This window comes from Streptomyces sp. NPDC093111, from assembly GCF_040683955.1.
In the GTDB taxonomy this organism is placed as follows: Bacteria; Actinomycetota; Actinomycetes; order Streptomycetales; family Streptomycetaceae; genus Streptomyces.
Genome location: NZ_JBFBNW010000001.1, coordinates 306528 through 330115 on the forward strand (window position 1 = coordinate 306528; position 23588 = coordinate 330115).

The following is a 23588-nucleotide window of genomic DNA, read 5'->3' on the forward strand; positions in this document are numbered from 1 at the left end:
TGATCAGTTGTACTTGGCGGCGACGCTCACCTGGGTGTCGCCGCCCGCGCCCTCCAGCCGCCACCGCATGTACTTGCCGCCGGGGTTGAAGCCGACCGACACCCAGTGGCCCGGGACGACGAGCCCACTCCACTGCTCGACCCAGAAGCACTCGTGTCCGCCGATGCAGAACGGCCCGACACAGATGCACTCCCAGTAGTCGACGAAGAAGTTGCCGTTGCGCGATCCTTCCGAACCGACCGCGGCGATCCCGGTTCCGCTGCCGACGGACCAGCCCGTCGAGCAGAGCGCCCAGTCCCATGCCTGCACGCAGGCCTGGGAGCCGTTGCAGAACGTGTCCTTGAACCACTGCTGTTCGCCCGTGGTGCGCACCGCCGGCTCGTCGTAGCCGGTCCGTTCGCCACCGGACTGGATGCCCGCCTCCGGCGGCGCGTCGCTCTTCCCCTGGCTCGCGGGGGTCTGGTCGACGGAACGGCCGCCCTCCACGATCGCCTGCGCTCCGGAGGGGAACTCCAGGATCTGGAAGGCGTGGTCGTCGCCGAGGTCCATCGTGGTGCTGACGCGAGGGGGGAGCCCCCGCCTGATGTTCGTCGTGGTCATCTCGGGGTCCTCCCTCTGGAACGAGGAACGCGCGGTGGGCGCGCCCCTGCCGAGGCGAGTGTGCTGAGGGACGAACGCGGGCCGCGGGTGAGGTCCGATCCGCGGGCCTCACCCCCTGTGACCCCGCGTGTACCCAGTCTTTCACGGGGGGCGCGGCCTGTCGTGCCGGGCGAACGGGGTTCAGGCCGGGAACCTGCGCCCCACCCACCGCCAGGTGAACTCCAGGACCGCCGAGGCCGCCGCCGCGATGGCGACCGCCGTCCACGGCATCGTCACGCCGACCAGCTTCAGGGCGAAGAAGTTCTGCAGCCAGGGGACGACGAGGACGAGGAGGAAGGCGCCGCCCATGGTGGCGACCAGGGCGATCCGCCACCACGTGTAGGGGCGGGCGATGATCGCCAGGACCCACATGGAGACCAGGAAGAGGGTGAGGGTGGCCGCGCTGGTCTCGGCGTCGAGGGCGTCGGGGCCGGTGTAGTAGTGGCGGGCGATCAGGTACGTGACGAAGGTGGCGACGCCCGCGATCACGCCGGAGGGGATCGCGTACCGCATCACCCGGCGCACGAAGTGCGGCTGCGCGCGCTCCTTGTTCGGGGCGAGGGCCAGGAAGAAGGCGGGGATGCCGATGGTCAGCGTGGACAGCAGGGTGAGGTGCCGGGGCAGGAACGGGTACTCGACCTGGAAGCAGACCACCAGGACCGCGAGGAGCACGGAGTAGACGGTCTTCGTGAGGAAGAGCGTCGCGACCCGGGTGATGTTGCCGATGACCCGGCGGCCCTCGGCGACCACCGACGGGAGCGTGGAGAAGGAGTTGTTGAGGAGGACGATCTGGGCGACGGCCCGGGTGGCCTCGGAGCCGGAGCCCATGGAGACGCCGATGTCGGCGTCCTTGAGGGCGAGCACGTCGTTGACGCCGTCGCCGGTCATGGCGACGGTGTGGCCGCGGGACTGGAGGGCGGCGACCATGTCGCGCTTCTGCTGCGGGGTGACCCGGCCGAAGACGGCGTTGGCGTCGAGGACCTCCGCCATGGCCTCCGGCTCGGTGGGCAGGGTGCGGGCGTCGACGGTGGTGGCGGCGCCGGGCAGGCCCAGCTTGCCGGCGACGGCGCCGACGGAGACGGCGTTGTCGCCGGAGATGACCTTGGTGGCGACGCTCTGGTCGGCGAAGTAGGCGAGGGTGTCGGCGGCGTCGGGCCGCAGCCGCTGTTCGAGGACGACGAGCGCGGTCGCGCGGGCGCCCTCGGCGACCTGGGGGGAGTCGAGCTCGGCGGCGGCGCGGGCCAGCAGCAGGACCCGCAGGCCCTGCTCGTTGAGCCGGTCGACCTCGCCCAGGGCCGGGTCGCCGGGCCGGAGCAGCACGTCGGGGGCGCCGAGCAGCCAGGTGGAGTTCTCGCCGTCGCCCTCGCTGAAGGCGGCGCCGCTGTACTTGCGGGCGGAGGAGAAGGGCAGCGACTCGGTGCAGCGCCAGGCCACGGAGTCCGGGTAGGCGTCGATGATGGCCTGGAGGGAGGCGTTGGGGCGCGGGTCGGACTCGCCGAGGGCGCCGAGCACCTTGCGCACGTAGCTCTCGTCGGCGCCGTCCAGGAGCCGCAGGTCGGTGACGTCCATGCCGCCCTCGGTGAGGGTGCCGGTCTTGTCGAGGCAGACGACGTCGACCCGGGCGAGGCCCTCGATGGCGGGGAGCTCCTGCACGAGGCACTGTTTGCGGCCGAGCCGGATCACGCCGATCGCGAAGGCGACGGAGGTGAGCAGGACCAGACCCTCGGGGATCATCGGGACGATGCCGCCGACCGTGCGGGCGATGGAGTCCTTGACGTCGTTGTTCTTGACGACGAGCTGGCTGATGATCAGCCCGATCGCGGTGGGGACCATCATCCACGTCACGTACTTGAGGATCGTGGAGATGCCGGTGCGCAGCTCGGAGTGGACCAGGGTGAAGCGGGACGCCTCCTCGGCGAGCTGGGCGGCGTAGGCCTCGCGGCCGACCTTGGTGGCGGTGAAGGCGCCGCCGCCGGCGACGACGAAGGAGCCGGACATCATCCGGTCGCCGGGCTTCTTCACGACCGGGTCGGCCTCGCCGGTGAGCAGCGACTCGTCGACCTCCAGGCTGTCGGCCTCGGCGACCTCGCCGTCGACGACGACCTTGTCGCCGGGGCCGAGCTCGATGAGGTCGCCGAGGACGATCTCGGAGGTGGAGATCTCGGTGGCGGCGCCGTCGCGGCGGACGGTCGGTTTGGCCTCGCCGATGACGGCGAGGCCGTCGAGGGTCTTCTTGGCGCGGAGTTCCTGGACGATGCCGATGCCGGTGTTGGCGATGATCACGAAGCCGAAGAGGCTGTCCTGGATCGGCGCGACGAAGAGCATGATCACCCACAGCACGCCGATGATCGCGTTGAAGCGGGTGAAGACGTTGGCGCGGACGATGTCGGGGGTGGAGCGGGAGCTGCGCAGCGGGACGTCGTTGACCTCGCCGCGGGCGACGCGTTCGGCGACCTCGGCGCTGGTCAGGCCGGTGGGGCGGTGCACGACGGGTGGTCCCGCCGCCGCTCCGGTGCCCCCGCCGTCGGTGTCGATCTTCGCCCGCTGAGTCATGGTTTCGACGGTACGGCGGGAAAGGGGTGGACACCCGCCGAGAGGTCCGAAGATCAGACCGGGGGAGGAGGGGAATGGTCCCCTGGGATTACGCGGCGGGGTGCGCGTCCGGGCCGGCCGCCGCCTGCGCCGCCGCGTGGCGCTTGATGGCCGCGTCCCGCTTCCGTACGTACCAGATGCCGATCAGGCCGAGGCCGGCGCCGGCCAGGCAGGTCCACACCCACCACGCGAGGTCCCGGTCGGCGAACCAGCCGTAGAAGGGGACCTGGACGAGGAACAGGACGAACCAGAGGATCGTGCCGCCGGTGATGGTGGCGACGACCGGTCCCTCAAGGGGTTCGGGTGCCTCGTGCTTCGCTGTCCACTTCGCCATGGAGATCAGTCTAGGTGGCCCGATTGCGTATCTACGCGCGGAGATGGACGCTCGCTCGTTCATGTGTTCATACTGAAACGGTTTGCCTCTGGCGGGTTCCCTTCGTATGAACCGCCAAAAAGGACTTCTCTGAACCTCCGAAGAGGAACCCCATGAGCACCACGGCCCCCGCCAAGGCCATGCCCCCGGAGACCCCCCAAGGGCCCGTCTCCGGTCTCGACCGCTACTTCAAGATCTCCGAGCGCGGCTCCACCGTCGCCCGCGAGGTCCGCGGCGGTCTCGCCACCTTCTTCGCGATGGCGTACATCATCGTGCTGAACCCGATCATCCTGGGCAGCGCGAAGGACATGTACGGCCACCAGCTCGACGGCGGCCAGCTGGTCACCGCCACGGTGCTGACCGCGGCCTTCTCGACCCTGCTGATGGGCGTCATCGGCAACGTGCCGATCGCCCTGGCGGCCGGTCTCGGCGTCAACACGGTCGTCGCGCTCCAGCTCGCGCCCAAGATGTCCTGGCCGGACGCCATGGGCATGGTCGTGCTCGCCGGTCTCGTCGTGATGCTGCTGGTCGCCACCGGTCTGCGCGAGCGCGTCATGAACGCCGTACCGGTCGGCCTGCGCAAGGGCATCGCGATCGGCATCGGCCTGTTCATCATGCTGATCGGCCTCGTCGACTCGGGCTTCGTCTCCCGGATCCCCGACGCCGCGCACACCACCGTGCCGCTCCAGCTCGGCTCGAACGGGCACCTCATGGGCTGGCCGGTGCTGGTCTTCGTCCTGGGCACCCTGCTGACCCTGGCCCTGATCATCCGCAAGGTGCCGGGCGCGATCCTCATCTCGATCATCGTGATGACGATCGTCGCCATGGTGATCAACGCCGTCGCCGACATCCCGTCCTGGGGTCTGACCACCCCGGAGTGGCCCGGCAACCCGGTCGCCTCGCCCGACTTCGGCCTGGTCGGCCAGGTCAGCCTCTTCGGCGGCTTCTCCAAGGTCGGCGTCCTGACCGGAATCCTCTTCGTCTTCACGGTCCTGCTGTCCTGCTTCTTCGACGCCATGGGCACGATCCTCGGCGTCGGCGACGAGGCCAAGCTGATGGACAAGGACGGCAACTTCCCCGGCATCAACAAGGTCCTGCTGGTCGACGGCCTCGCCGTCGCCTCCGGCGGTGCCACCTCGTCCTCCGCCACCACCTGCTTCGTGGAGTCCACGGCGGGCGTCGGCGAGGGCGCGCGCACGGGTCTGGCCTCGGTGGTGACCGGTGCGCTGTTCTCGGTCGCGCTGTTCCTCACGCCGCTGGCGACGATGGTCCCCTCGCAGGCGGCGACCCCCGCCCTGCTGGCGGTGGGCTTCCTGATCCTGGCCGGTTCGATCAAGGACATCGACTGGACCGACTACACGATCGCCGTGCCGGCCTTCTTGGCGATGGTGATGATGCCGTTCACGTACTCGATCACCAACGGCATCGGCATCGGCTTCATCTCGTTCAGCGTGCTGCGTCTGGCGGCCGGCCGCGGCCGTGAGGTCCCGGTGGCCATGTACGTCGTGTCGGCGGTCTTCGTCTTCTACTACGCGATGCCGGCACTCGGCCTGATGTGAGGCGCGGGGGCGGCTGGCGCGGCCGGCTCATCGGCCCCCGCCTCCTTCCCGTAGAACCTCTCGGTCTCGTCGACGGCGGTCTTGAACCGCTCGTCGAAATCCTCGCGAATGAGCGTCCGGACGACATAGTCCTGGACGCTCATTCCGCGTTTGGCGGCGTGCCCGCGGAGCCGTTCGAGCAGCTCTCCGTCGACGCGCAGGCTGAACACGGTCGATTCCATGCCGGACAGGGTCGCGCCACGGAAGGCCCCCGTGCGTCACTTTCCGGAGTGCTCTCACTCGTTCGGGTGACGGTTGGCGGCTACACGTTTTCGATTGGTCTTTAGGAAGAGTAATGAGTTACGCTAAGGACCATGCCTGACCTGTCCCACGGCACCGCCGACGACGTCGCGGCCGTGAACGCGCTCCGCAGTTCCGTGATGCGGCTGAGCCGACGCCTGAAGCACCAGCGCGTCGACGAATCGCTGAGCCCCACCGAGATGTCGGTGCTCGGCACCCTGTCGCTCTGCCGCTCCGCCACCCCCGGCGAGCTGGCCCGCAAGGAGCACGTCCAGCCGCCGTCGATGACCCGCATCGTCGCGCTGCTCGAAGCCAAGGGACTGGTCCGGCTGGAGCCGCACCCCGACGACCGCCGGCAGAAGGTGGTCCGCCAGACCGAGCAGGCCGAGGCCATGCTCGACGAGTCCCGCCGCAAGCGGAACGCCTGGCTGGCCTCCCTCGCCGAGGGTCTGGACGAGGACGAATGGGCCAAGCTGCGCGCGGCCGCCCCGGTCCTGGAGAAGCTCGCCCATCTCTGACCCCGCAGCCGAGGAGGCGACGCACTTTGAGTACGGGACCCGGAGCAGACTCCGCACCCGTCCATAAACCCGATACCTACGCGCACCCGCGCACCCGCCGAAGCAGGGAAAAGGACACCCGCAAGGACACCCGCAAGGGCACCTTCTCCTCGCTCTCGATCCGGAACTACCGGCTGTTCTTCACCGGAGCGATCGTCTCCAACACCGGTACGTGGATGGCCCGGATCACCCAGGACTGGCTGGTCCTGAGCCTCACCGGCTCCGCCGCGGCCGTCGGCGTCACGACGGCCCTGCAGTTCCTGCCGATGCTGCTGTTCGGGCTGTACGGCGGCGTCATCGCCGACCGCTGCCCCAAGCGGCGCCTGCTGATGATCAGCCAGGCGGCGCTCGGCCTCTGCGGCCTCGCCCTCGCCGTCCTCACCCTCTCCGGACAGGTCCAGGTCTGGCACGTCTACCTGGTCGCCTTCCTGCTCGGCATGGTCACCGTGGTCGACAACCCGGCCCGGCAGGCCTTCGTCTCCGAGATGGTCGGACCCGAGCAGCTGCGCAACGCGGTCTCGCTGAACTCGGCGAACTTCCAGTCCGCCCGGCTCGTCGGCCCCGCCGTCGCGGGTGTCCTGATCGCCGGCGTCGGCAGCGGCTGGGCCTTCCTCATCAACGGCCTCTCCTTCCTGGCCCCGCTCGTCGCGCTCTGGCTGATGCGGCCGGGCGAGCTCCACAAGGTGGAGCGCGCCCCGCGCGGCAAGGGACAGCTCCGCGAGGGCCTGCGGTACGTGGCGGGACGGCCGGACCTCATCTGGCCGATCGTCCTCGTCGGCTTCATCGGCACCTTCGGGTTCAACTTCCCGATCTGGCTGACGGCCTTCTCCAGCGAGGTCTTCCACGTCGGAGCGGGCGCGTACGGCTTCCTCAACACGCTGATGGCGGCCGGCTCCCTCGCGGGCGCCCTGCTCGCGGCGCGCCGGGGCTCCACCCGGCTGAGGATGCTGGTCATCGCGGCGGGCGTCTTCGGCGCCCTGGAGATCGCCGCCGCCCTCTCGCCGTCGTTCTGGCTGTTCGCGCTGCTCCTGGTGCCGATCGGCATGATCGGCCTCACGGTGAACATCACCGCGAACTCGGCCGTCCAGATGGCGACGGACCCGGTCATGCGGGGCCGGGTGATGAGCCTCTACATGATGGTCTTCGCCGGCGGCACCCCGATCGGCGCCCCGCTGCTCGGCTGGATCACCGACACGTACGGCGCCCGCGTCGGCTTCGCGGCCGGCGGCCTGGTCTCCCTGGCCGCGGCGGCCGTCATCGGCCTGGTCCTGGCCCGCGTCGGCGGCCTCAAGGTCGCCATGGGCTGGCACCACGGCCACCCGCGGGTCCGCTTCGTACCGCGGGAGAGGCTGGTGGCGGCGGCGTAGCTACGCCCCCGTTGTGGGCAATCGTTCCGCTGGGCTGGGGGTCCCCCCGGACGAAGTCTGGGGGAGGGTGGGCACAACGGACGGCGCCCCGTGCCGGGCCTAGGCTCTCCGAGCCTGTGACCCGCCACGGGGCGCCGGCCTCCGCTCACACCCGCCGTTCCAGCACCTGCCCCGGCCAGTCGCCGACCGCGAAGGTCTCCGTCCGCGTGAACCCCTGGCGCTCGTAGTACGCGACCAGCCGCCCCTCGCTGCCCGCGAAGCAGTCCACCCGCAGCAGCGACACCCCCTGGCGCCGCGTCTCCTCCGCCGCGTGCGCGAGGAGCGCCGCGCCCACCCCGTACCCGTGGAAGCGCCCGTCGGTGGCGAGGAAGCGGACGTACTGCTCCGGCTCCCCGGCGGGCGCCACGTACTGCCCCGGGTGCGGGGTCAGGGTCAGCGTCCCGGCCGGCACCCCGTCGATCTCGGCTATCCACGGGACGCCCTCGCCGGCGACCCGCTCGACCAGCTCCACCGTCTTCGGGCGGGAGCTGAACGGCTCGGTGCCCCACTGGGCGGTGATGCCCTTGCCGTTGAGCCAGCCGACGGCGCTGTCGAGGATCGTGAGCATCGCGGGGACGTCCGCCGCCCCGCCCTTCCTGATCGTGATCGCGGTGTCCATCCCGCAGAGGCTAGTCCCCGCGCGTTCCCTGCCACACTCGCCGTATGAGGCTTTTCGCCGCCGTCGTGCCGCCGCCCGCGCAGCTCGCCGAGCTCGCCGCCGAGGTCGACCTGCTCGCCGGGCTGCCCGGCGCCGGCGGGCTGCGCTGGACCTCGCGGCCCGGCTGGCACTTCACGCTGGCGTTCATGGGCGAGGTCGACGAGGCGCTGCTGCCGGACCTGCGCGCCCGCCTCGGCCGGGCCGCGCACCGCACGGCGCCCTTCCCGCTCCGGCTGCACCGGGGCGGGCACTTCGGGCGGGCGGTGCTGTGGGCGGGCGCGGCGGGCGACCTGGACGAGCTGCGGCTGCTCGCCGAGCGCGCGGACGCGGCGGCCCGGCGGGCGGGCGTCCCGATGGACGAGCACCGCCGCTACCAGGCCCACCTGACGGTCGCCCGCTCCCGCACCGACCTGGACCTGCGGCCCTTCGTCGCCGCCCTGGCGGCCTTCGAGGGGACCCGCTGGGAGGTCGGGGAGCTGGCGCTGGTGCGCAGTAACCTGCCGGCCGGCGGCGTGCCGGGCGAGCAGCCGCGGTACGAGACGCTGGACACATGGGCGCTGGGCGGGGCGGCGAACGGGCGGGGGCGGGACAGCGGGCCGGCCGGTCCGGGTTAATCTCGGAGGGTGGACCCGAAGACCCGAAACCGGATCATGGCCGGCGTGCTCGTACTGATGTTCGCGATCATCGCGGTGGCCTCCGTGGTGAGCTGACCCGCCGCGGCGCGGAGCCCCGGCGCGCCCCGGAAGTCCCTTGCTTCGAGCGCACTCGAAGGCGTTGGCTTGGCGTCCATGGAGTACACGCAGCTCGGACGCACGGGACTCAAGGTCAGCCGACTCGTCCTCGGCACGATGAACTTCGGACCGCAGACGGACGAAGCCACCAGTCACGCGATCATGGACGCCGCGCTCGACGCGGGGCTCAACTTCTTCGACACCGCCAACGTCTACGGCTGGGGTGACGACAAGGGCCGCACCGAGGAGATCATCGGTTCCTGGTTCGCCAAGGACCCGGCCCACCGCGACAAGGTGGTCCTCGCCACCAAGGTCTACGGGAACATGGGCCCCGACGGCGCGGCCTGGCCCAACCACGACAAGCTGTCCGCGGCGAACATCCGCCGGGCCGTCGACGCGAGCCTGAAGCGCCTCGGCACGGACCACATCGACGTCTACCAGTTCCATCACGTGGACCGCCTGACCCCCTTCGAGGAGATCTGGCAGGCGATCGACGTCCTCGTCCAGCAGGGCAAGATCCTGTACGCGGGCTCGTCCAACTTCCCCGGCTACAAGATCGCCCAGGCCAACGAGACGGCCGCCCGGCGCGGGACGCTCGGCCTGGTCAGCGAGCAGTGCCTGTACAACCTCTACGAGCGGCGCGCCGAGATGGAGGTCGTCCCGGCCGCGCAGGAGTACGGCCTGGGCGTCATCCCCTGGTCGCCGCTGCACGGCGGACTGCTCGGCGGCGTCATCCGCAAGGAGTCCGAGGGCGTCCGGCGCACCAGCGGCCGGGCCGCCGAGGTGCTCGCCGACCCGGCGGCGCGCGCCCGCCTCCAGGCGTACGAGGACCTGCTCGCCAAGCACGACGCCGACCCCGGCGAGACGGCCCTGGCCTGGCTCCTCACCCGCCCCGGTGTGACCGGCCCGATCATCGGCCCGCGCACCCCGGAGCAGCTCGCGGGCGCCCTGCGGGCCCTGGACGTGACGCTGGGCGAGGAGCTCCTGACCGGCCTGGACGAGGTCTTCCCGGGCCCGGGCCCGTCGCCGGAGGCCTTCGCCTGGTGACCTCGCCCCGGGGGCCCGTCGGGCCCCCGGGGTCTCAGGCGCCGCCCAGCCAGCTCGTCGCGTCGAGCCGGGAGGTGGTGCCCGGGGGGACGACCGTGCGCAGGGCGTTCTCCAGGTCGCGGACGCGGTCGCGGCCGAGGCGGGCGGCCCATTCGGCGCGGAGGGCGTCGAAGACGGCGGCGGAGCGGGTGAGGGCGTCGATGCCGCGGGGTGTGAGGCGGACCAGTTTGCGGCGGGCGTCGTCGGGGTCGTCGGTGCGTTCGGCGTAGCCGAGGGCGAGGAGGCGGTCGACGGTCTTGCCGGCGGCCTGCTTGGAGACGCCGAGGCGGCGCCCGATGTCGCTGGCGGTGGAACCGCCGGGGCCGATCGCCTGGAGGGCGTAGCCGTGCGCCGGGCGCAGGTCGGGGTGGCCCTGGCGGGCGAGTTCGGCGTGGACGCGGTCGATGAGGGTGCGGAAGCCGGCGAAGAGGAGCAGGGGCAGCTCGAAGCCCGGCGGGTCGGGGACGGTCCGGGGAACCCCCTTGCGCGAATCGACAACCTGGTTTACGTTTTCCTCATCGACATGGTCAACCATGTTGTCCATCGTACCGGGGGAGTCACCATGCCGCAGGACCTGTCCCGCCGTACCGCCGACGCCGTCGCCCTCCTCAAGGAGTCGCCGCACCTCCTCGACGGTTTCCTCAAGCTCAGCGAGATCTTCGAGTCGACCACCCTCGACCCGCACTCCCGCGAGACCGTCGTCCTCGCCGTCGCCGCCCGCAACCAGTGCCATCTGTGCGTCGACATGCACGAGGCGAAGTTCGCGGCCCTCGGCCCGGCCGCCGCACCCGAACGGCTCGACGCCGTACGCCGGTTCACCCTCCAGGTGCTGGCCGCCTCGGGCGCGGTGTCCGACGCCGAGCTGGAGGCGTTCCTCGCCCACGGCTACACCCGTCAGAACGCGCTGGAGGTCGTCCTCGGCATAGGGACGTACACGGTCTCCACCTTCGCCAACCGCCTGACGAGAGCGGCCTGATGCCCGTCCGGTGGCGACTGGACGGGTACGGACCGGCCCGGTAGGGACTAGCCGGGTACGGACCGGCCCCGGTACGGGCCGCCCAGCCCCCACGCCTGGTGCATCGCGTCGGCGAAGGCCGCCGCCAGCTTGTGCTCGCCCGTGGGGCCCGGGTGGGTCCCGTCGTAGGTGTCCGTGTGGATGTCGTACGACTCCGGCACCGAGCCGAGCAGCAGCGGCGAGGCCGCCGACTCCAGGTCCGCGACGGTCTTGGCGAGCAGCTCGTTGAAGCGGGCGCACTCGGCGGCGAAGGCCGGCTCGGCCTCGGCCCGCACGTTCGGGATGACCGGCAGGAGCACGGCCCTGACCCGGGGGTTCGCCGCGCGGGCGGCGGCCAGGAAGGCGCGGACGTTGTCCGCCGTCTGGTCGCTGTTCGTGTAGAAACCCAGGTCGATCAGGCCCAGGGAGATCAGCAGCACGTCCGCGCCGGTCGCCGTCACCGTCGGGCCGATCAGCGGCGCCATGTGCAGCCAGCCCTCGCCCCAGCCGGCCAGATGGCGGCGGGCCCCGGCCGGGAACAGCGGATCGGCGTACGCGTACGACACGGCCGCGTCGGCCCCGGTCTCGTACAGCGCGGTACGCGGGCCGACGATCTCGTACGCCCCGGGCAGGACGGTCTCCAGGTGCTGCCACATGCGGTGGCGCCAGGTGAAGTCGCCGGCGCGCCCGATGGTCATGCTGTCGCCGACGAACAGAAAACGCATGGCGACCATCATCACCGACCGGCGGCGGGCCCTGCGACGTGATCCCCGACACCCGGACCGCCGTGGCAGGCTGGAGCCCATGCGACCTGCTCTGTGCGCTCTCGGAACGGCGGCCCTCGTCCTGCTCTCGGCGGTTCCCGCCGCGGCGGCGGACGCCGACCGCGACTTCACCATCGAGGACCCGCGGATCACCGAGTCCAGCGGCCTCGCCGCCAGCCGCGCGCACCCCGGTATCTACTGGACGCACAACGACCAGGACGCCCCGCTGATCTACGGGGTGGACTCCCGCACCGGCGAGACGGTGGCGACCCTCACCATGAAGGGCGTCGGCACCCCCCGCGACATGGAGGGCATCTCCGTCGGCCCGGACGGCGACATCTACGTCGGCGACATCGGCGACAACCTCGACGGCTCCTGGGACCACGTCTGGATCTACCGCTTCCCCGAGCCGAAGGAGCTGAAGGACCAGACCGTCCGGGCCACCCAGTACGACGTGAAGTACGCCGACGGGGCCCGCAACGCCGAGGCGCTGATGGTGCATCCGAAGACCGGCCGGGTCTACATCGCCAGCAAGAACGAGGACGGCGGCGGCCTCTACCAGGGCCCCGAACGGCTCACCACCTCCGGCACCAACGTCTTCCGCCGCGTCGACGAGGTCCCCTGGGTGACCGACGGCGCCTTCTCCCCGTCCGGCGACCGGCTCGTGCTGCGCGGCTACTTCACGGCCAAGGAGTACGCCTGGAAGGACGGGCGCCTCGGTGACGGGGGCACCGCCGTCGGCGCCCCCTTCCAGGGCCAGGCGGAGTCCGTGACGTACACGCCGGACGGCTCCGCCCTCATGTTCGGCTCGGAGGGGAAGAAGAGCCGGGTGATCCGGGTGGACCGCCCCGGCGGTGCCGAAAGCCCCTCGGGGAAGCCCTCCGGCAGCTCGGGCGGCTCCCCCGACTCCCCGTCCGCCGCCCCCGCCGAGGGCGGCACCGGCAACGCGACCCTCGGCTTCCTCGTCCTCGCCGGCGCCACCGTCCTCGTGCTCGGCGTCAAGCGCCTGCTGCGGAAGGACTGAGCCGGGGCCCGGACGGGCGGCGGGTCAGCAGGGGCTGACGTACCAGACCCAGCGCCAGTCGGCCGAGGCGTCGTAGTCGAGACCGCCGTCCGAGGTCCAGCGGACGATCTTGTCCCGGTCGTAGAACCGCGCGTACAGGGTCGAGCGCTGGTGGTTGATCCACGAGCCGGTCGTGTTCCAGGTGATGCGGAACAGGTTGTTGCAGGTGAACATGTCGAACCGGTCGCCCGTGAAGTTCTCGTACATGTAGGCGCACACGTACGAGTAGCGGCAGCCGGCGATCGGGTCCTCCGGGCCGTCCGGGACCGCCGTCGCGTCGAGGTCGCGGGCCGTCCGCTCGCCCGGCAGGGCGAGCACCAGCTCGCCGCCGGGCAGGGCGATCGTGTTGGCACCGGTCTGGGTGCCCCCGGAGCGCGCCAGGTAGCCGTCGACCCGCTTCTGGAGCGCCCTGGCCTGCGCGGCGTCCAGCCCGGCACCCGCCGCCTGCGCGGCGAACTCCGCGCGCGGTCCGGCGGCGCGGGCCCCGTCGGCGGCGCCCGCGCTGCCCGGGGTGGCCACGAACGCCAGGAGGGCCACGACGAGGGCGGCGAGGATCCTGCCCGGCCCGCCGGACCGTAAGATTCCGTGCTTCGTCACTGTGTTGCCCTTCCGCTCCCCACACCTCGGCACGGTGCCGGCCACCACTGTGCGGGGGCCGGCGCGGCGCCGGCATGGGCGAGGGGCGCCGAAAAGCTGTGCGGCGCGCGCAAACGGGCGGGCGGATTCCGGCGGACGCGCGAGGGCCCGGCGTCGGACGAATCCGGCGCCGGGCCCTCGGGTGGTGCGGGTGCCGTGGGTTACAGCTTCTCGATCACGTAGTCGACGCAGGCCGTCAGGGCCCGCACGTCCGCCGGGTCGATCGCCGGGAACATCGCGATGCGGAGCTGGTTGCGGCCCAGCTTGCGGTACGGCTCGGTGTCGATGATGCCGTTGGCGCGCAGCACCTTGGCGACGGCCGCCGCGTCGATCTCGTCCGCGAAGTCGATCGTGCCGATGACCTGCGAACGCTTCGCCGGGTCGGTGACGAACGGGGTCGCGTACTTGGACTCCTCGGCCCAGCCGTACAGGGCGTCCGAGGACTCCTTCGTACGGGCCACGGCCCAGTCCAGACCGCCCTGGCCGTTGATCCACTTCAGCTGCTCGTTGAGCAGGAAGAGGGTCGCGAGCGCCGGGGTGTTGTACGTCTGGTTCTTCAGCGAGTTGTCGATCGCGGTCGGCAGGCTGAAGAACTCCGGGATGTGCCGCCCCGAGGCGTGGACGCGCTGGGCGCGCTCCAGCGCGGCGGGGGAGAAGGCCGCCAGCCACAGACCGCCGTCGGCCGCGAAGGACTTCTGCGGGGCGAAGTAGTAGACGTCCGTCTCGGCGATGTCGACGGGCAGACCGCCGGCGCCGGAGGTCGCGTCGACCAGGACGAGCGCACCCTCGTCGGCGCCCGCGACCCGCTTCAGCGGGGCGGCGACACCGGTGGAGGTCTCGTTGTGGGTGTAGGCGTAGACGTCGACGCCCGCCTCGGCCACCGGCTCCGGGTGGGTGCCCGGGTCGGCGGAGATCACGGTCGGCTCGGCCAGCCACGGGGCCAGCTTCGCGGCCTTCGCGAACTTCGAGGAGAACTCGCCGAAGGTGAGGTGCTGCGACTTGTTCTCGATCAGACCGTGGGTCGCGACGTCCCAGAAGGCGGTCGAACCGCCGTTGCCCAGGATCACCTCGTAGCCCTCGGGCAGCGAGAACAGGTCACTGATGCCGGTACGCACCTCGCCGACCAGGTCCTTGACCCGGGCCTGGCGGTGGGACGTACCGAGGTAGGAGGTGCCGGTGGCGGCCAGGGCGTCCAGCGCCTCCGTCCGCACCTTGGAGGGGCCCGCGCCGAAACGGCCATCGGCGGGCTTGATGTCAGCGGGAATCTGGATATCGGCCACGAGGCGGAGCGTATCGGGTCGACGCGGACGAGGTTGAGGCATGTCCGCCCGATGAGACAAGGACTGAGACACTCTGTGGTCGTGGGATCACACGAACGAACGGCACCGGAACTGGCCGACGCCCTGCGCGCGGCGGTCGCCGGCGAGGTCGACTTCACGACCACCGCCCGCGCCCTGACCTCGATGGACGCCTCCAACTACCGGCGGGTCCCGCTCGGCGTCGTCGCCCCCAGGGACGCCGACGACGTGGCCGCGGCGCTCGCCGTCTGCCGCACCTACGGGGTACCCGTCGTCCCCCGGGGAGGGGGCACGTCCATCGCCGGACAGGCCACCGGAACGGGTGTCGTGCTCGACCTCACCCGGCACCTGCGCGGGCTCGTCTCCCTCGACCCCGAGGCGCGCACCGCCGTCGTCCAGCCCGGCCTCGTCCTCGACCGGCTGCGCGAGGCGGCCCGCCCGCACGGGCTGACCTTCGGCCCCGACCCGTCCACGCACAGCCGCTGCACGCTCGGCGGAATGATCGGCAACAACGCCTGCGGATCGCACTCGGTGGCCTGGGGCACGACCGCCGACAACGTCCGCCGTCTCGACGTCCTCACCTACGGCGGCGAACGGCTCCGCGCCGGCCGGGACTGGCAGGGCGCGCCCGCCGGACTGCGCGAGCTGATCGGGCGCAACCTGGCGCCCCTGCGCACCGGTTACCCCGACGGCCTGCCCCGCCGGATCTCCGGCTACGCCCTGGACGCGCTGCTGCCCGAGCGGGGCGCGGACGTGGCCCGCCTGCTGTGCGGCAGCGAGGGCACGCTGGGGGTGGTCACCGAGGCCGAGCTGCGGTTGGTCCCGCTCCCCGCGGAACCGGCCCTCCTCGTGCTCGGCTACCCCGACGAGGGCGCGGCGGCGGACGCGGCGGCGGGGCTGCTGCCGTACGGGCCGCTGACCGTGGAGGGCATGGCCGCCGACCTCGTGCGCGGCGGGTCCGCCGGGCTGCCCCGGGGCGGCGCCTGGCTGTTCGTCGAGGTCGACGGCACCCCGGCCGCCGCCGCGCTGGCCCGGGCGGCGGACGCCCTGGACTCCCTGCTGGTCGCCGACCCCGCCGGGCAGCGGGCACTGTGGCGGATCCGGGAGGACGCGGCGGGGACGGCGACCCGGATGCCGGACGGCGGGGAGGCGTGGCCCGGCTGGGAGGACTGCGCGGTGCCGCCCGCGCGGCTCGGCGCGTACCTGCGCGCGTTCCGCTCGCTGCTGGGGGAGTTCGGCCTGCGGGGCACCCCGTACGGGCACTTCGGCGACGGCTGCGTCCACGTCCGCGTCGACTTCGACCTCTACACGGGGGACGGCGTACGGCACTTCCGGCGCTTCTCCGAGGCGGTGGCCGAGCTCGTCGTCGCGCACGGCGGCTCCCTCTCGGGCGAACACGGCGACGGCAAGGCGCGCGCCGAACTGCTGCCGCGCATGTACGGGGAGGAGCTCGTCGGCCTGTTCGGCGCGGTCAAGGACCTGTGGGACCCGGCGGGCGGCCTCAACCCCGGCATGCTGGTGCGCCCCGAGCCGCTGGACTCCGGGCTGCGCTTCCCGAAGCTGCCCGTGGTGGGCCTCGGCCGCGAGGTCGCCCGCTGCGTCGGAGTCGCCAAGTGCCGCACGGAAGGCCCGAGTTCGGGCTCGGACGTGATGTGCCCCTCGTACCGGGCGACCGGGGAGGAGCGGCACTCCACGCGCGGCCGGGCCCGGCTGCTCCACGAGATGGCGCTCGGCGAGATCATCACGGACGGCGCCCGTTCGGAGGAGGTCCGCGAGGCGCTCGACCTGTGCCTGTCCTGCAAGGGCTGCCGCAGCGACTGCCCGGCGGGCGTCGACATGGCCGCGTACAAGGCGCGGTTCCTGGCGGAGCACTACGCGGGACGCCCCTGGGCGCGGCCCCGCTCCCACTGGACGATGGGCGGCCTGCCGCGCCTCCTCGACCACGTCGGCCCCGCCCTCAACGCGGCGATGCGGCTGCCCTTCGCGGCCCGGCTCGCGGGCGTCACACCGGAACGGGCCCTGCCGAGGGCGGCGCGCGAATCGTTCACCTCCTGGTTCGGCGACCGCGCCTCGGACCGGGCCCCGGCGCTCACCCTGTGGCCGGACACGTTCACCGACCACCTCGCCCCGCACGCCGGCCGCGCCGCCGTCCGCGTCCTGGAGGACGCCGGACTGGGCGTCACCCTGCCGCCCGGCCGGGTCTGCTGCGGCCTGACCTATGTGTCGACGGGCCGCCTGGACGCGGCCCGCAAGGTGATGCGCAGGACGCTGGACGTGCTGGCCGGGGAGGGGGCTGGGCTCGCCGTCCCCGGTCCCGTCGTCGTCCTGGAGCCCTCCTGCGCGGCCACCCTCCGCTCCGACCTCCCCGAACTCCTCCCGGACGACCCGCGCGCCGCCCTCCTCGCCGCCTCCGTCCGCACCTTCGCCGAGGCCCTGGAGGAGCTGGCCCCCGACTGGACCCCGCCCCGGATCGCCCGCCCGGTCACCGGCCAGACGCACTGCCACCACCACGCGGTCCTGGGCGACGCGGCCGACCGCAGACTGCGCGAACGGGCCGGCCTGGCGGGCGAGCTGGCGGGCGGGTGCTGCGGGCTCGCCGGTAACTTCGGCTTCGAACCGGGCCACGAACGGGTCTCCGCCGCCTGCGCCGAGGAGCGGCTGCTGCCCGCCCTGCGCGCCGCCCCGCCGCACGCGGTCGTCCTCGCGGACGGCTTCTCCTGCCGCACCCAGATCGCCCACACGGCCCCGGACCGGCACGCCGTGCACACGGCGGAGATCCTCGCGGAGGCGCTGGAGGAAGGCACCCCCTAAGGGCCGCCCGTCCCTTCTCCCGGCCCTTCCCCCGTCCCTTCCGCCGGTCCTTCCCGTCCCTCCCGCGCGATCTCCCGCGCCAGCTCCGCCAGCGCCCCCACCGCCGGGTGCCGGTCGGCCTCCCGCCAGGCCAGCAGGACCGGCACCGGCGGGGTGTCGGTCAGGGGGCGGTAGGCGACGCCAGGGTGGGGGTGGAGGGTGGCCGTCGAGGCGGAGGTGACGCCGATGCCCCGGCCGGCGGCGATCGTGGTGAGCCAGTCGTCGGTGTTGGCGACGGTCAGGGTGGTGCGGGGGCGGGCGCCGGCCGGCCACAGGTCGAGGGTGGTCGTGCCCGAGACCGGGTTCAGGATCGCGGTCTCGGCCGCCAGGTCCGCCAGGGTCAGCGAGGGGCGCGCGGCCAGCGGGCCGTCCGCCGGGACCGCCGCGACCCGCTCCTCGGTGAGCAGCTCCTCGGTCGCCAGGCCCGGGATCCCGACCGGCCCGCGCAGCAGCGCCGCGTCGACCTCGCCGCGCAGGAGGCCGGCGGTGCGGTCGTCGATGCGGAGGAGTTCGAGCGGGGTGCCGGGGTGCGCGGCCTGCCAGCGGCGCAGCAGGGGGGTCGTGTACGGGCCGAAGGCCGACCAGGCGTGGCCCAGGCGCAGCGGGCGGCGCCGGAGGAGATCCGGGTCGACGGCCGCGTCGAAGGCGGTGACCGCGGCGGTGGCCCGGTCGTGGAAGCTCCGCCCCTCGGGGGTGAGCGCGAGGTGGTGGGTGCTGCGGTCGACGAGCCGGGCGCCGAGGTGCCGTTCGAGGGCGGCGAGGGTGCGGGAGACGGCCGGCTGGGTGAGGTGCAGGCGGGTGGCGGCAGCGGTGAGGGTGCCTTCCTCCGCGATGGCGAGGAAGCAGCGGAGGTGGCGGAGCTCGATGTTCGTCCGGCTCATGTCTTCGGAGCATAACCGCAGACCAATCGGCATTTCACATGCCACGCGGAGGCTCCTAGCGTGAAGGTTGGAGCCTCGGGGGTCGGTCCATTACTCTGGACTGGTTGGTTCAGAGTAGTGAACTCTTGATCGTTTTCAGTGCAAGGAGCGCGCCGGTGGACAGCCCGGTCAAGGACATAGCCGCCGGTCCCCTGGTCACCGGCACCCCCGGCCCCGCCCCGGCCCCGGGGCCCGCCGCCCGTACCCCCCGTGCCCCCCGGGGCACCCGGCTCGGGCCCGTCGCGCTCGTCGTCGCGGGCGGCCTCTCCGTACAGTTCGGCTCGGCCGTCGCCGTGCTCCTCATGCCCCGGGCCGGCGCCCTCGGCGTCGTCACGCTGCGGCTCGTGCTCGCCGCGGCCGTCCTGCTGATCGTCTGCCGGCCCAGGCTCCGCGGCCACAGCCGCGCCGACTGGGGCACCGTGGTCGCCTTCGGCGCCGCCATGTCCGGCATGAACATCCTGTTCTACCTGGCCATCGACCGGATCCCGCTCGGCGCCGCCGTCACCCTCGAAGTGCTCGGCCCGCTCGCCCTCTCCGTCATCGCCTCCCGCCGGCTGTCCAACCTGCTCTGGGCGGGCCTCGCCCTCGCCGGAGTCGTCCTGCTCAGCGGCGGCGGCTTCGACCGGCTCGACCCGGCCGGTGCCTGCTTCGCCCTCGCCGCGGGCGCGATGTGGGCCACGTACATCGTCTTCAGCGCCCGCACCGGCCGCCGCTTCCCGCAGGCCGACGGCCTCGCCCTCGCGATGGCGGTCGGCGCGGTCATCAGCCTGCCGTTCGGGATCGTCGAGGCCGGCGACCGGCTCCTCGTGCCGTCGACCGTCGGGCTCGGCCTCGGCGTCGCCCTGATGTCCTCGGTCCTCCCGTACACGCTGGAACTGCTCGCCCTGCGCCGCCTGCCCGCCCCGACCTTCGCCATCCTCATGAGCCTGGAACCGGCGATCGCCGCCACCGCGGGCTTCCTCGTCCTGCACCAGGCCCTCGGCGTGACGGACGCGCTCGCCATCGCCCTGGTCATCGCCGCGAGCATGGGCGCGGTCCGCACCCAGGTGAAGCGGGCGGCCGGTCCGGCCTGATCCTGTCGACCTGCGCGAAGGCCCGTGGGCGGTTTCCTGGCCACGGGCCTTCGCGCGGGACGGGGGCGTGGCACCGGCCCGCCGTCGCGTCAGCGCCGCCCAGCACCCGCCCGGCGGTTCCGGAGCAGCAGGAGACCCGCGCCGGCGGCCGCCGCCGCGGTGCCGGCCAGGGCGGCCAGCGGACCCGCGCCCGTGTTCGCCAGCCCGCCGCCGTCGCCCGCCGGGGGCGGCGTGGTGGTGGCGGTGGCGGTGGCGGACGGCGCGGGGGTGGAGGTCGACGGCTGCGCGGTCGGGGCCGGCGTCGAGGTCGGCGTCGAGGTCGGCGTCGGCTTCGTCGTGCGCGTCGGCGTCGGCTTCGGACCCGTGGCCTTCTCGACCTTGAACGTGGCGATGGCGCGGTCGTTGGCGTCGTTCGGGTCGAGCGGGCTGGTGGAATGGCTCCGGGCCTCGACCTTGTACGTCGTCCCGGCGGCCTTCGCGGGGAACGTCCAGGTGAAGGGGTACCTGAGGGTGCCGCCCGGAGCCAGCTCCCGGAAGTGGTCGCAGGTCAGCGTGGCGGGGTCGGCCCAGCAGGACGAGTCGTAGCCGCCCGGCCAGGGGTCGTCGACGTAGAGCCGCAGGGCCTCGAACGGGACGGGGCCCGGGCCGTGGTTGGTCACCACGACCTCGGTCCGCACCGTCTTCCCGGGGTGGACGGGACCCGGCGGGAGCTTCCACTCCACGCTCAGGTCGCCGGGGGTGCGGACCTCGACCTTCCGGGTCGCCGTGTTGTTCTCCGGCTTGCTGTCGACCGCGTCGCCGATGTCGGCGGTCACGGTGAACGGCAGTTCCGTGCCCGGCGCCACGTCCTTGCCGACCTGGACGTACACGGTCTCCGCGGCCCAGTCCGCGCCCTCGGCCCGCGGTGACACGCACGTGACGCTGCGGCCGTCCGCCGCCGGGGCGCACGTGGGGTCGGACGGGGCGCTCGCGCCGTCCAGCCGCAGGAACGTGACACCGGCGGGCAGCGCGAACGTGAACCCCAGCTTCCCCGCCGTGCCCGACCTGACCTTGACGGAGGGCTGCACCTGGATCGTCCCGCCCGGGCGGGCCAGCGACTGCCGGAGCGTGACCCCCGCCTCGACGTCCAACGGGCCCGGGGCGGGGGCCGCGAGGGCGGTGCCGGGCAGGGCGAGGAGCAGCGCCGCCGCCACTCCGGCTCCCGCGAGGCCTCGCGCGCGTACGTCTTCGAACAGCATGGGGTGCTCCGTCTCTCCTGCCGCATGGGCCACAAGCCACCGCGGGAATGCGAACAGTCGGACGATTCCGTGGGGTGGAAGGTTGTACGGCGGCGGTCCGGAGCACCCCGGCCGGCCTGCCCCTATGCCTCCCGCACCGCGTCCACGATCACCATCCGCCGCACCCGCCGGGCCGGCAGGACCGAGGCCGCGACGCCCGTGAGGACGGTGGCCGCGAGGATCCCGAGGATCGTCAGGGCGGTGCCGCCGGAGGAGGCGAGGACGTCCAGCGGGGAGACCCGGGCGCCCATCACCGAGCGGGCGGCGAGGGTGCCGTAGACGACGCCCAGGAGGGTGCCCGCGAGGGCGCCGGAGAGGGCGAGCAGCACGGACTCCAGGGTCAGCATGCGGCGCAGCTGGTCGCCCGCGAGGCCGATCGCGCGGAGCATGCCGAACTCGCGGGTGCGCTCCTCCACCGTGAGCATCAGGGTGGCCGCGACGCCCAGCGCGGCGATGCACATCGAGAAGCCGAGCAGCACGGTGACCACCAGCATCAGGCGGTCCAGCATCGAGCGGACCATGGCCGCGTCGGAGCCGGTGTCCGCGATCCGGATGTCGGGGTGGGCGGCGAGCGCGCGGTCCACGGCGGCGCGGGCCTCGTCGTGGCTTGTGCCGTCGGCCGGGTTCACCAGGACCGTCGAGGTGTGCGCGGCGTCGCCGGGGGCGAGCCGGTCGAGGGTGGCGCCGTTGACGTACACCGTGGCCTCGGGGAAGAGCGCGAGCGGCAGGGCGCCGCCGCCGTCGACGACGGTCAGCCGGGTGCCGCCGGCGGGGGCCGCCGGGGCGCCCCGCACCGTCAGGCTCCCGCCCCGTCCGGCGAAGGCCAGCGCCTCGCCGTCCTTCAGGGCGCGGGCCGCCGCCACGCCCTCCGCGTCGGGGTTGAGGGCGGCCGGGTCCGCCGTGGCGACGACGGTGCGCTGCCCGTCGACGGTCAGGGTGGCGGTACGGACGGGGGCGACGGTGAGGCCGGGGGCGGCGCGCAGCGCGGTGACGGCGTCGGCCGGGACCCGGTCGGCGTCGCTGTCGAGGGCGAACACGGCCGGCATCCGGCTCGCGAGCATCTCCTCCAGGCCGCCCTTGGTGACGCCGATCGCGGTCACCGCCGACACGGCGACCGTCACGCCGACGAGCATCGCCGAGGCGGCGGCGCCGGTGCGGCCCGCGTTGGCGCGCAGCTGCTGGACGGAGAGCCGGCCGACGGTGCCGAAGGGGCGGCGCAGGGCCAGGCCGAGGAGGCCGACGATCGGCGGCAGCACGTACCGCGCGTACCGCAGGACCGCGAAGAAGGTGAGGATCGCGCCGAGGGTCACCGCGAGCAGCGAGACGGGCGAGCCGCCGAACGCGCCGAGGGCGAGGAGGCCCGCGCCGGCGACGAGCATGAGGACCGAGACGGTCTCGCGCAGGGCGCGGCTGCCGGGCTCGGGCAGGGTGGCCGCGCCGCTGGCGGCGAGCGCCGCGACGGGCGGTACGGCGGAGGCGGCCCGGGCGGGCTTGCGCACGGCCCACAGGGTGAGCAGGACGCCGAAGAGTCCGCCGAGGACGAAGGTCCAGCGGCCCGGCATCAGGGAGATGTGGAGCGGGCCGAGGTCGGCGAGTCCGTTCAGGAGGGCGGTGCCGAGGGCGCAGGCGCCCGCGCCGGCGGCGAGTCCGGCGCCGGAGGCGAGCACGCCGAGCATCAGGCCCTGGCGGCGGATGATCCGCCGCACCTGGTCGCGGTCGGTGCCGATGCAGCGCAGCAGGGCCAGCTGGCGGGCGCGCTGGGCGAGGACGACGGAGAAGGTGTTGGTGACGACCATCCGCGCGACGGCCATCGCGATGAGCACGAAGGAGAGGGCGGCGGTGAGCACGACCGCGTACATCGTCCGGCCGCTCTGCACGGCCTCGTCGACGGCCCCGGCGTGGGTGCGGGCGGTGATGCCGCCGCCGAGCTCCTTCCTGACCTCCTTCGCGACGGACGGCGCGTCGGCGCCGGGGCGGACGGCCAGGTCGAGGTGGGTGGCGTGCAGGCCGGTGGCGTACGTCGCGGCCCGCGCGTGCGGGACGCCGATCGCCGGCTGGGAGCCGAGGGCCTGGGAGGCGGAGGTGTCGAGCAGGCCGGTGAGGCGTACGTCGGCGGTGCCGCCGGCGGCCTTGGTGAGCCGCACGGTGTCGCCGACGCCGGCGCCGACGCGGGCCGCGCTGTCCCGGTCGAGGACGATCTCGCCCGCGCGCTCGGGCCAGCTGCCGCTGTCGAGGCGCTGCCAGCGCAGGGCCGGGTCGGCGGCGACGGAGGTCACCAGGGCCCGGTCGTCGAGCGGCCGGCCGGTCGCGGTGAGGATGTTGGCGTGCCCGACGAGGCGTTCGGCGACACCGCTGACCTGCGGGACCTTCGCCGCGCGGGCGGCCGTGCCGGCGGGCAGCGGGGCGCCGTCGCGGGCGGCGACCTGGACGGGCGCGGTGCCGACGTCGGCCGCCGCCGACTGCTCGTAGGACTGGACGAGCGCGCCCGCCCCGCCGACCGACAGGACCAGGAAGGCCACGCCGACGGCGACGGCGGCGCCCGTGAGGAGCAGCTGGCGCAGCTGGGCGCGGAAGTCCTTGACGGTGAAGCGCAGCAGGGACGAGGGCGAGGACGGGGGCGACGACGACATGCCGTCCACGCTAGGAGCGGGAGGCGGTGGTTCTCGGCCCCACCAGGCACGATTCGGGGTCATCCCGGAGGCTGCCGCGGCGGCCCCGGCGCGTACCTCCGGAGAAGGAGAAAGGGTCGTCCTAAAATCATGCAAGCGTGCTTGATTGTTTCCTCGGGCCCTGCCATGCTCCTCCGCAACACGCCCGTGTGCACGTCCACGGC

21 protein-coding genes are annotated in these 23588 nt (G+C 73.3%); 9 read left to right on the plus strand and 12 right to left on the minus strand.

Annotated elements, in window-relative coordinates:
* Nucleotides 1–3 precede the first annotated feature (3 nt).
* The 3 genes from AB0Q96_RS01440 to AB0Q96_RS01450 all read right to left on the minus strand — a co-directional run bounded on the left by AB0Q96_RS01440 (nucleotide 4) and on the right by AB0Q96_RS01450 (nucleotide 3565).
* Nucleotides 4–600, minus strand: coding sequence for a hypothetical protein (locus AB0Q96_RS01440; RefSeq protein WP_365320980.1), 597 nt, complete (start codon nucleotides 598–600; stop codon nucleotides 4–6).
* 180 nt (nucleotides 601–780) lie between these two features.
* Nucleotides 781–3192, minus strand: coding sequence for an HAD-IC family P-type ATPase (locus tag AB0Q96_RS01445; protein ID WP_365320981.1), 2412 nt, complete (start codon nucleotides 3190–3192; stop codon nucleotides 781–783).
* Nucleotides 3193–3280: 88 nt separating this feature from the next.
* Nucleotides 3281–3565 (minus strand): DUF2530 domain-containing protein, encoded by a 285-nt coding sequence (locus tag AB0Q96_RS01450; protein WP_365320982.1) that lies wholly within the window; start codon nucleotides 3563–3565, stop codon nucleotides 3281–3283.
* A 179-nt stretch (nucleotides 3566–3744) separates the two neighbouring features.
* On the opposite strand from AB0Q96_RS01450, the gene AB0Q96_RS01455 reads away from it, so the two are divergent.
* Nucleotides 3745–5163: an NCS2 family permease gene (locus AB0Q96_RS01455; RefSeq protein ID WP_365321177.1), complete on the plus strand. Its 1419-nt coding sequence runs from the start codon at nucleotides 3745–3747 to the stop codon at nucleotides 5161–5163.
* Here the strand turns inward: AB0Q96_RS01455 and AB0Q96_RS01460 are convergent.
* On the minus strand, nucleotides 5133–5384 hold the full coding sequence (locus AB0Q96_RS01460) for a hypothetical protein (protein WP_365320983.1): 252 nt from the start codon (nucleotides 5382–5384) through the stop codon (nucleotides 5133–5135). The two genes, AB0Q96_RS01455 and AB0Q96_RS01460, sit on opposite strands and share 31 nt — an antisense overlap.
* Before the next feature lie 132 nt (nucleotides 5385–5516).
* Between AB0Q96_RS01460 and AB0Q96_RS01465 the strand changes: the two genes are divergently transcribed.
* Nucleotides 5517–5960, plus strand: a complete 444-nt coding sequence (locus AB0Q96_RS01465) for a MarR family transcriptional regulator (protein ID WP_365320984.1) — start codon at nucleotides 5517–5519, stop codon at nucleotides 5958–5960.
* Nucleotides 5961–5986: 26 nt separating this feature from the next.
* Nucleotides 5987–7366: an MFS transporter gene (locus AB0Q96_RS01470; protein WP_365320985.1), complete on the plus strand. Its 1380-nt coding sequence runs from the start codon at nucleotides 5987–5989 to the stop codon at nucleotides 7364–7366.
* Between the two features lie 145 nt (nucleotides 7367–7511).
* Here the strand turns inward: AB0Q96_RS01470 and AB0Q96_RS01475 are convergent, their stop codons facing one another.
* The gene (locus tag AB0Q96_RS01475; protein WP_365320986.1) at nucleotides 7512–8024 is read right to left on the minus strand and encodes a GNAT family N-acetyltransferase; all 513 of its coding nucleotides are present in this window, start codon (nucleotides 8022–8024) and stop codon (nucleotides 7512–7514) included.
* 44 nt (nucleotides 8025–8068) lie between these two features.
* Here AB0Q96_RS01475 and thpR point away from each other — a divergent pair, with 44 nt between their 5' ends.
* Together thpR and AB0Q96_RS01485 are read left to right on the plus strand one after the other, a co-directional pair.
* Nucleotides 8069–8677 (plus strand): RNA 2',3'-cyclic phosphodiesterase, encoded by a 609-nt coding sequence (thpR, locus tag AB0Q96_RS01480; protein ID WP_365320987.1) that lies wholly within the window; start codon nucleotides 8069–8071, stop codon nucleotides 8675–8677.
* Nucleotides 8678–8851: 174 nt separating this feature from the next.
* A complete protein-coding gene (locus AB0Q96_RS01485; RefSeq protein WP_365320988.1) occupies nucleotides 8852–9841 on the plus strand; it encodes an aldo/keto reductase in 990 nt (329 codons plus the stop codon).
* 34 nt (nucleotides 9842–9875) lie between these two features.
* Here the strand turns inward: AB0Q96_RS01485 and AB0Q96_RS01490 are convergent, their stop codons facing one another.
* Nucleotides 9876–10424 (minus strand): MarR family winged helix-turn-helix transcriptional regulator, encoded by a 549-nt coding sequence (locus tag AB0Q96_RS01490; protein ID WP_365320989.1) that lies wholly within the window; start codon nucleotides 10422–10424, stop codon nucleotides 9876–9878.
* Nucleotides 10425–10442: 18 nt separating this feature from the next.
* Between AB0Q96_RS01490 and AB0Q96_RS01495 the strand changes: the two genes are divergently transcribed.
* Nucleotides 10443–10856 carry a carboxymuconolactone decarboxylase family protein gene (locus AB0Q96_RS01495; protein WP_365320990.1) on the plus strand — a complete coding sequence of 138 codons (414 nt, stop codon included), beginning with the start codon at nucleotides 10443–10445 and terminating at the stop codon, nucleotides 10854–10856.
* Between the two features lie 47 nt (nucleotides 10857–10903).
* Here AB0Q96_RS01495 and AB0Q96_RS01500 read toward each other — a convergent pair whose 3' ends face one another.
* The gene (locus AB0Q96_RS01500; RefSeq protein WP_365320991.1) at nucleotides 10904–11599 is read right to left on the minus strand and encodes a GDSL-type esterase/lipase family protein; all 696 of its coding nucleotides are present in this window, start codon (nucleotides 11597–11599) and stop codon (nucleotides 10904–10906) included.
* Nucleotides 11600–11678: 79 nt separating this feature from the next.
* On the opposite strand from AB0Q96_RS01500, the gene AB0Q96_RS01505 reads away from it, so the two are divergent.
* Nucleotides 11679–12662 (plus strand): WD40 repeat domain-containing protein, encoded by a 984-nt coding sequence (locus AB0Q96_RS01505; RefSeq protein WP_365320992.1) that lies wholly within the window; start codon nucleotides 11679–11681, stop codon nucleotides 12660–12662.
* A 24-nt stretch (nucleotides 12663–12686) separates the two neighbouring features.
* Here AB0Q96_RS01505 and AB0Q96_RS01510 read toward each other — a convergent pair whose 3' ends face one another.
* Both AB0Q96_RS01510 and serC read right to left on the minus strand, forming a co-directional pair.
* The gene (locus AB0Q96_RS01510) at nucleotides 12687–13298 is read right to left on the minus strand and encodes a hypothetical protein (protein ID WP_365320993.1); all 612 of its coding nucleotides are present in this window, start codon (nucleotides 13296–13298) and stop codon (nucleotides 12687–12689) included.
* Nucleotides 13299–13498: 200 nt separating this feature from the next.
* Nucleotides 13499–14617, minus strand: coding sequence for a phosphoserine transaminase (gene serC / locus AB0Q96_RS01515; protein WP_329422935.1), 1119 nt, complete (start codon nucleotides 14615–14617; stop codon nucleotides 13499–13501).
* A gap of 51 nt (nucleotides 14618–14668) precedes the next feature.
* Here serC and AB0Q96_RS01520 point away from each other — a divergent pair, with 51 nt between their 5' ends.
* Complete coding sequence (locus AB0Q96_RS01520) at nucleotides 14669–17446, plus strand: FAD-binding and (Fe-S)-binding domain-containing protein (RefSeq protein WP_365320994.1); 2778 nt, start codon at nucleotides 14669–14671, stop codon at nucleotides 17444–17446.
* Here the strand turns inward: AB0Q96_RS01520 and AB0Q96_RS01525 are convergent.
* Nucleotides 17443–18366 (minus strand): LysR family transcriptional regulator, encoded by a 924-nt coding sequence (locus tag AB0Q96_RS01525; RefSeq protein ID WP_365320995.1) that lies wholly within the window; start codon nucleotides 18364–18366, stop codon nucleotides 17443–17445. The genes AB0Q96_RS01520 and AB0Q96_RS01525 overlap by 4 nt on opposite strands.
* 155 nt (nucleotides 18367–18521) lie before the next feature.
* Between AB0Q96_RS01525 and AB0Q96_RS01530 the strand changes: the two genes are divergently transcribed.
* Nucleotides 18522–19478, plus strand: a complete 957-nt coding sequence (locus AB0Q96_RS01530) for an EamA family transporter (protein ID WP_365320996.1) — start codon at nucleotides 18522–18524, stop codon at nucleotides 19476–19478.
* An 89-nt stretch (nucleotides 19479–19567) separates the two neighbouring features.
* Here AB0Q96_RS01530 and AB0Q96_RS01535 read toward each other — a convergent pair whose 3' ends face one another.
* The gene (locus tag AB0Q96_RS01535; protein WP_365320997.1) at nucleotides 19568–20716 is read right to left on the minus strand and encodes a hypothetical protein; all 1149 of its coding nucleotides are present in this window, start codon (nucleotides 20714–20716) and stop codon (nucleotides 19568–19570) included.
* Between the two features lie 122 nt (nucleotides 20717–20838).
* Nucleotides 20839–23385, minus strand: coding sequence for an ABC transporter permease (locus AB0Q96_RS01540; RefSeq protein ID WP_365320998.1), 2547 nt, complete (start codon nucleotides 23383–23385; stop codon nucleotides 20839–20841).
* Nucleotides 23386–23588: the final 203 nt, after the last annotated feature.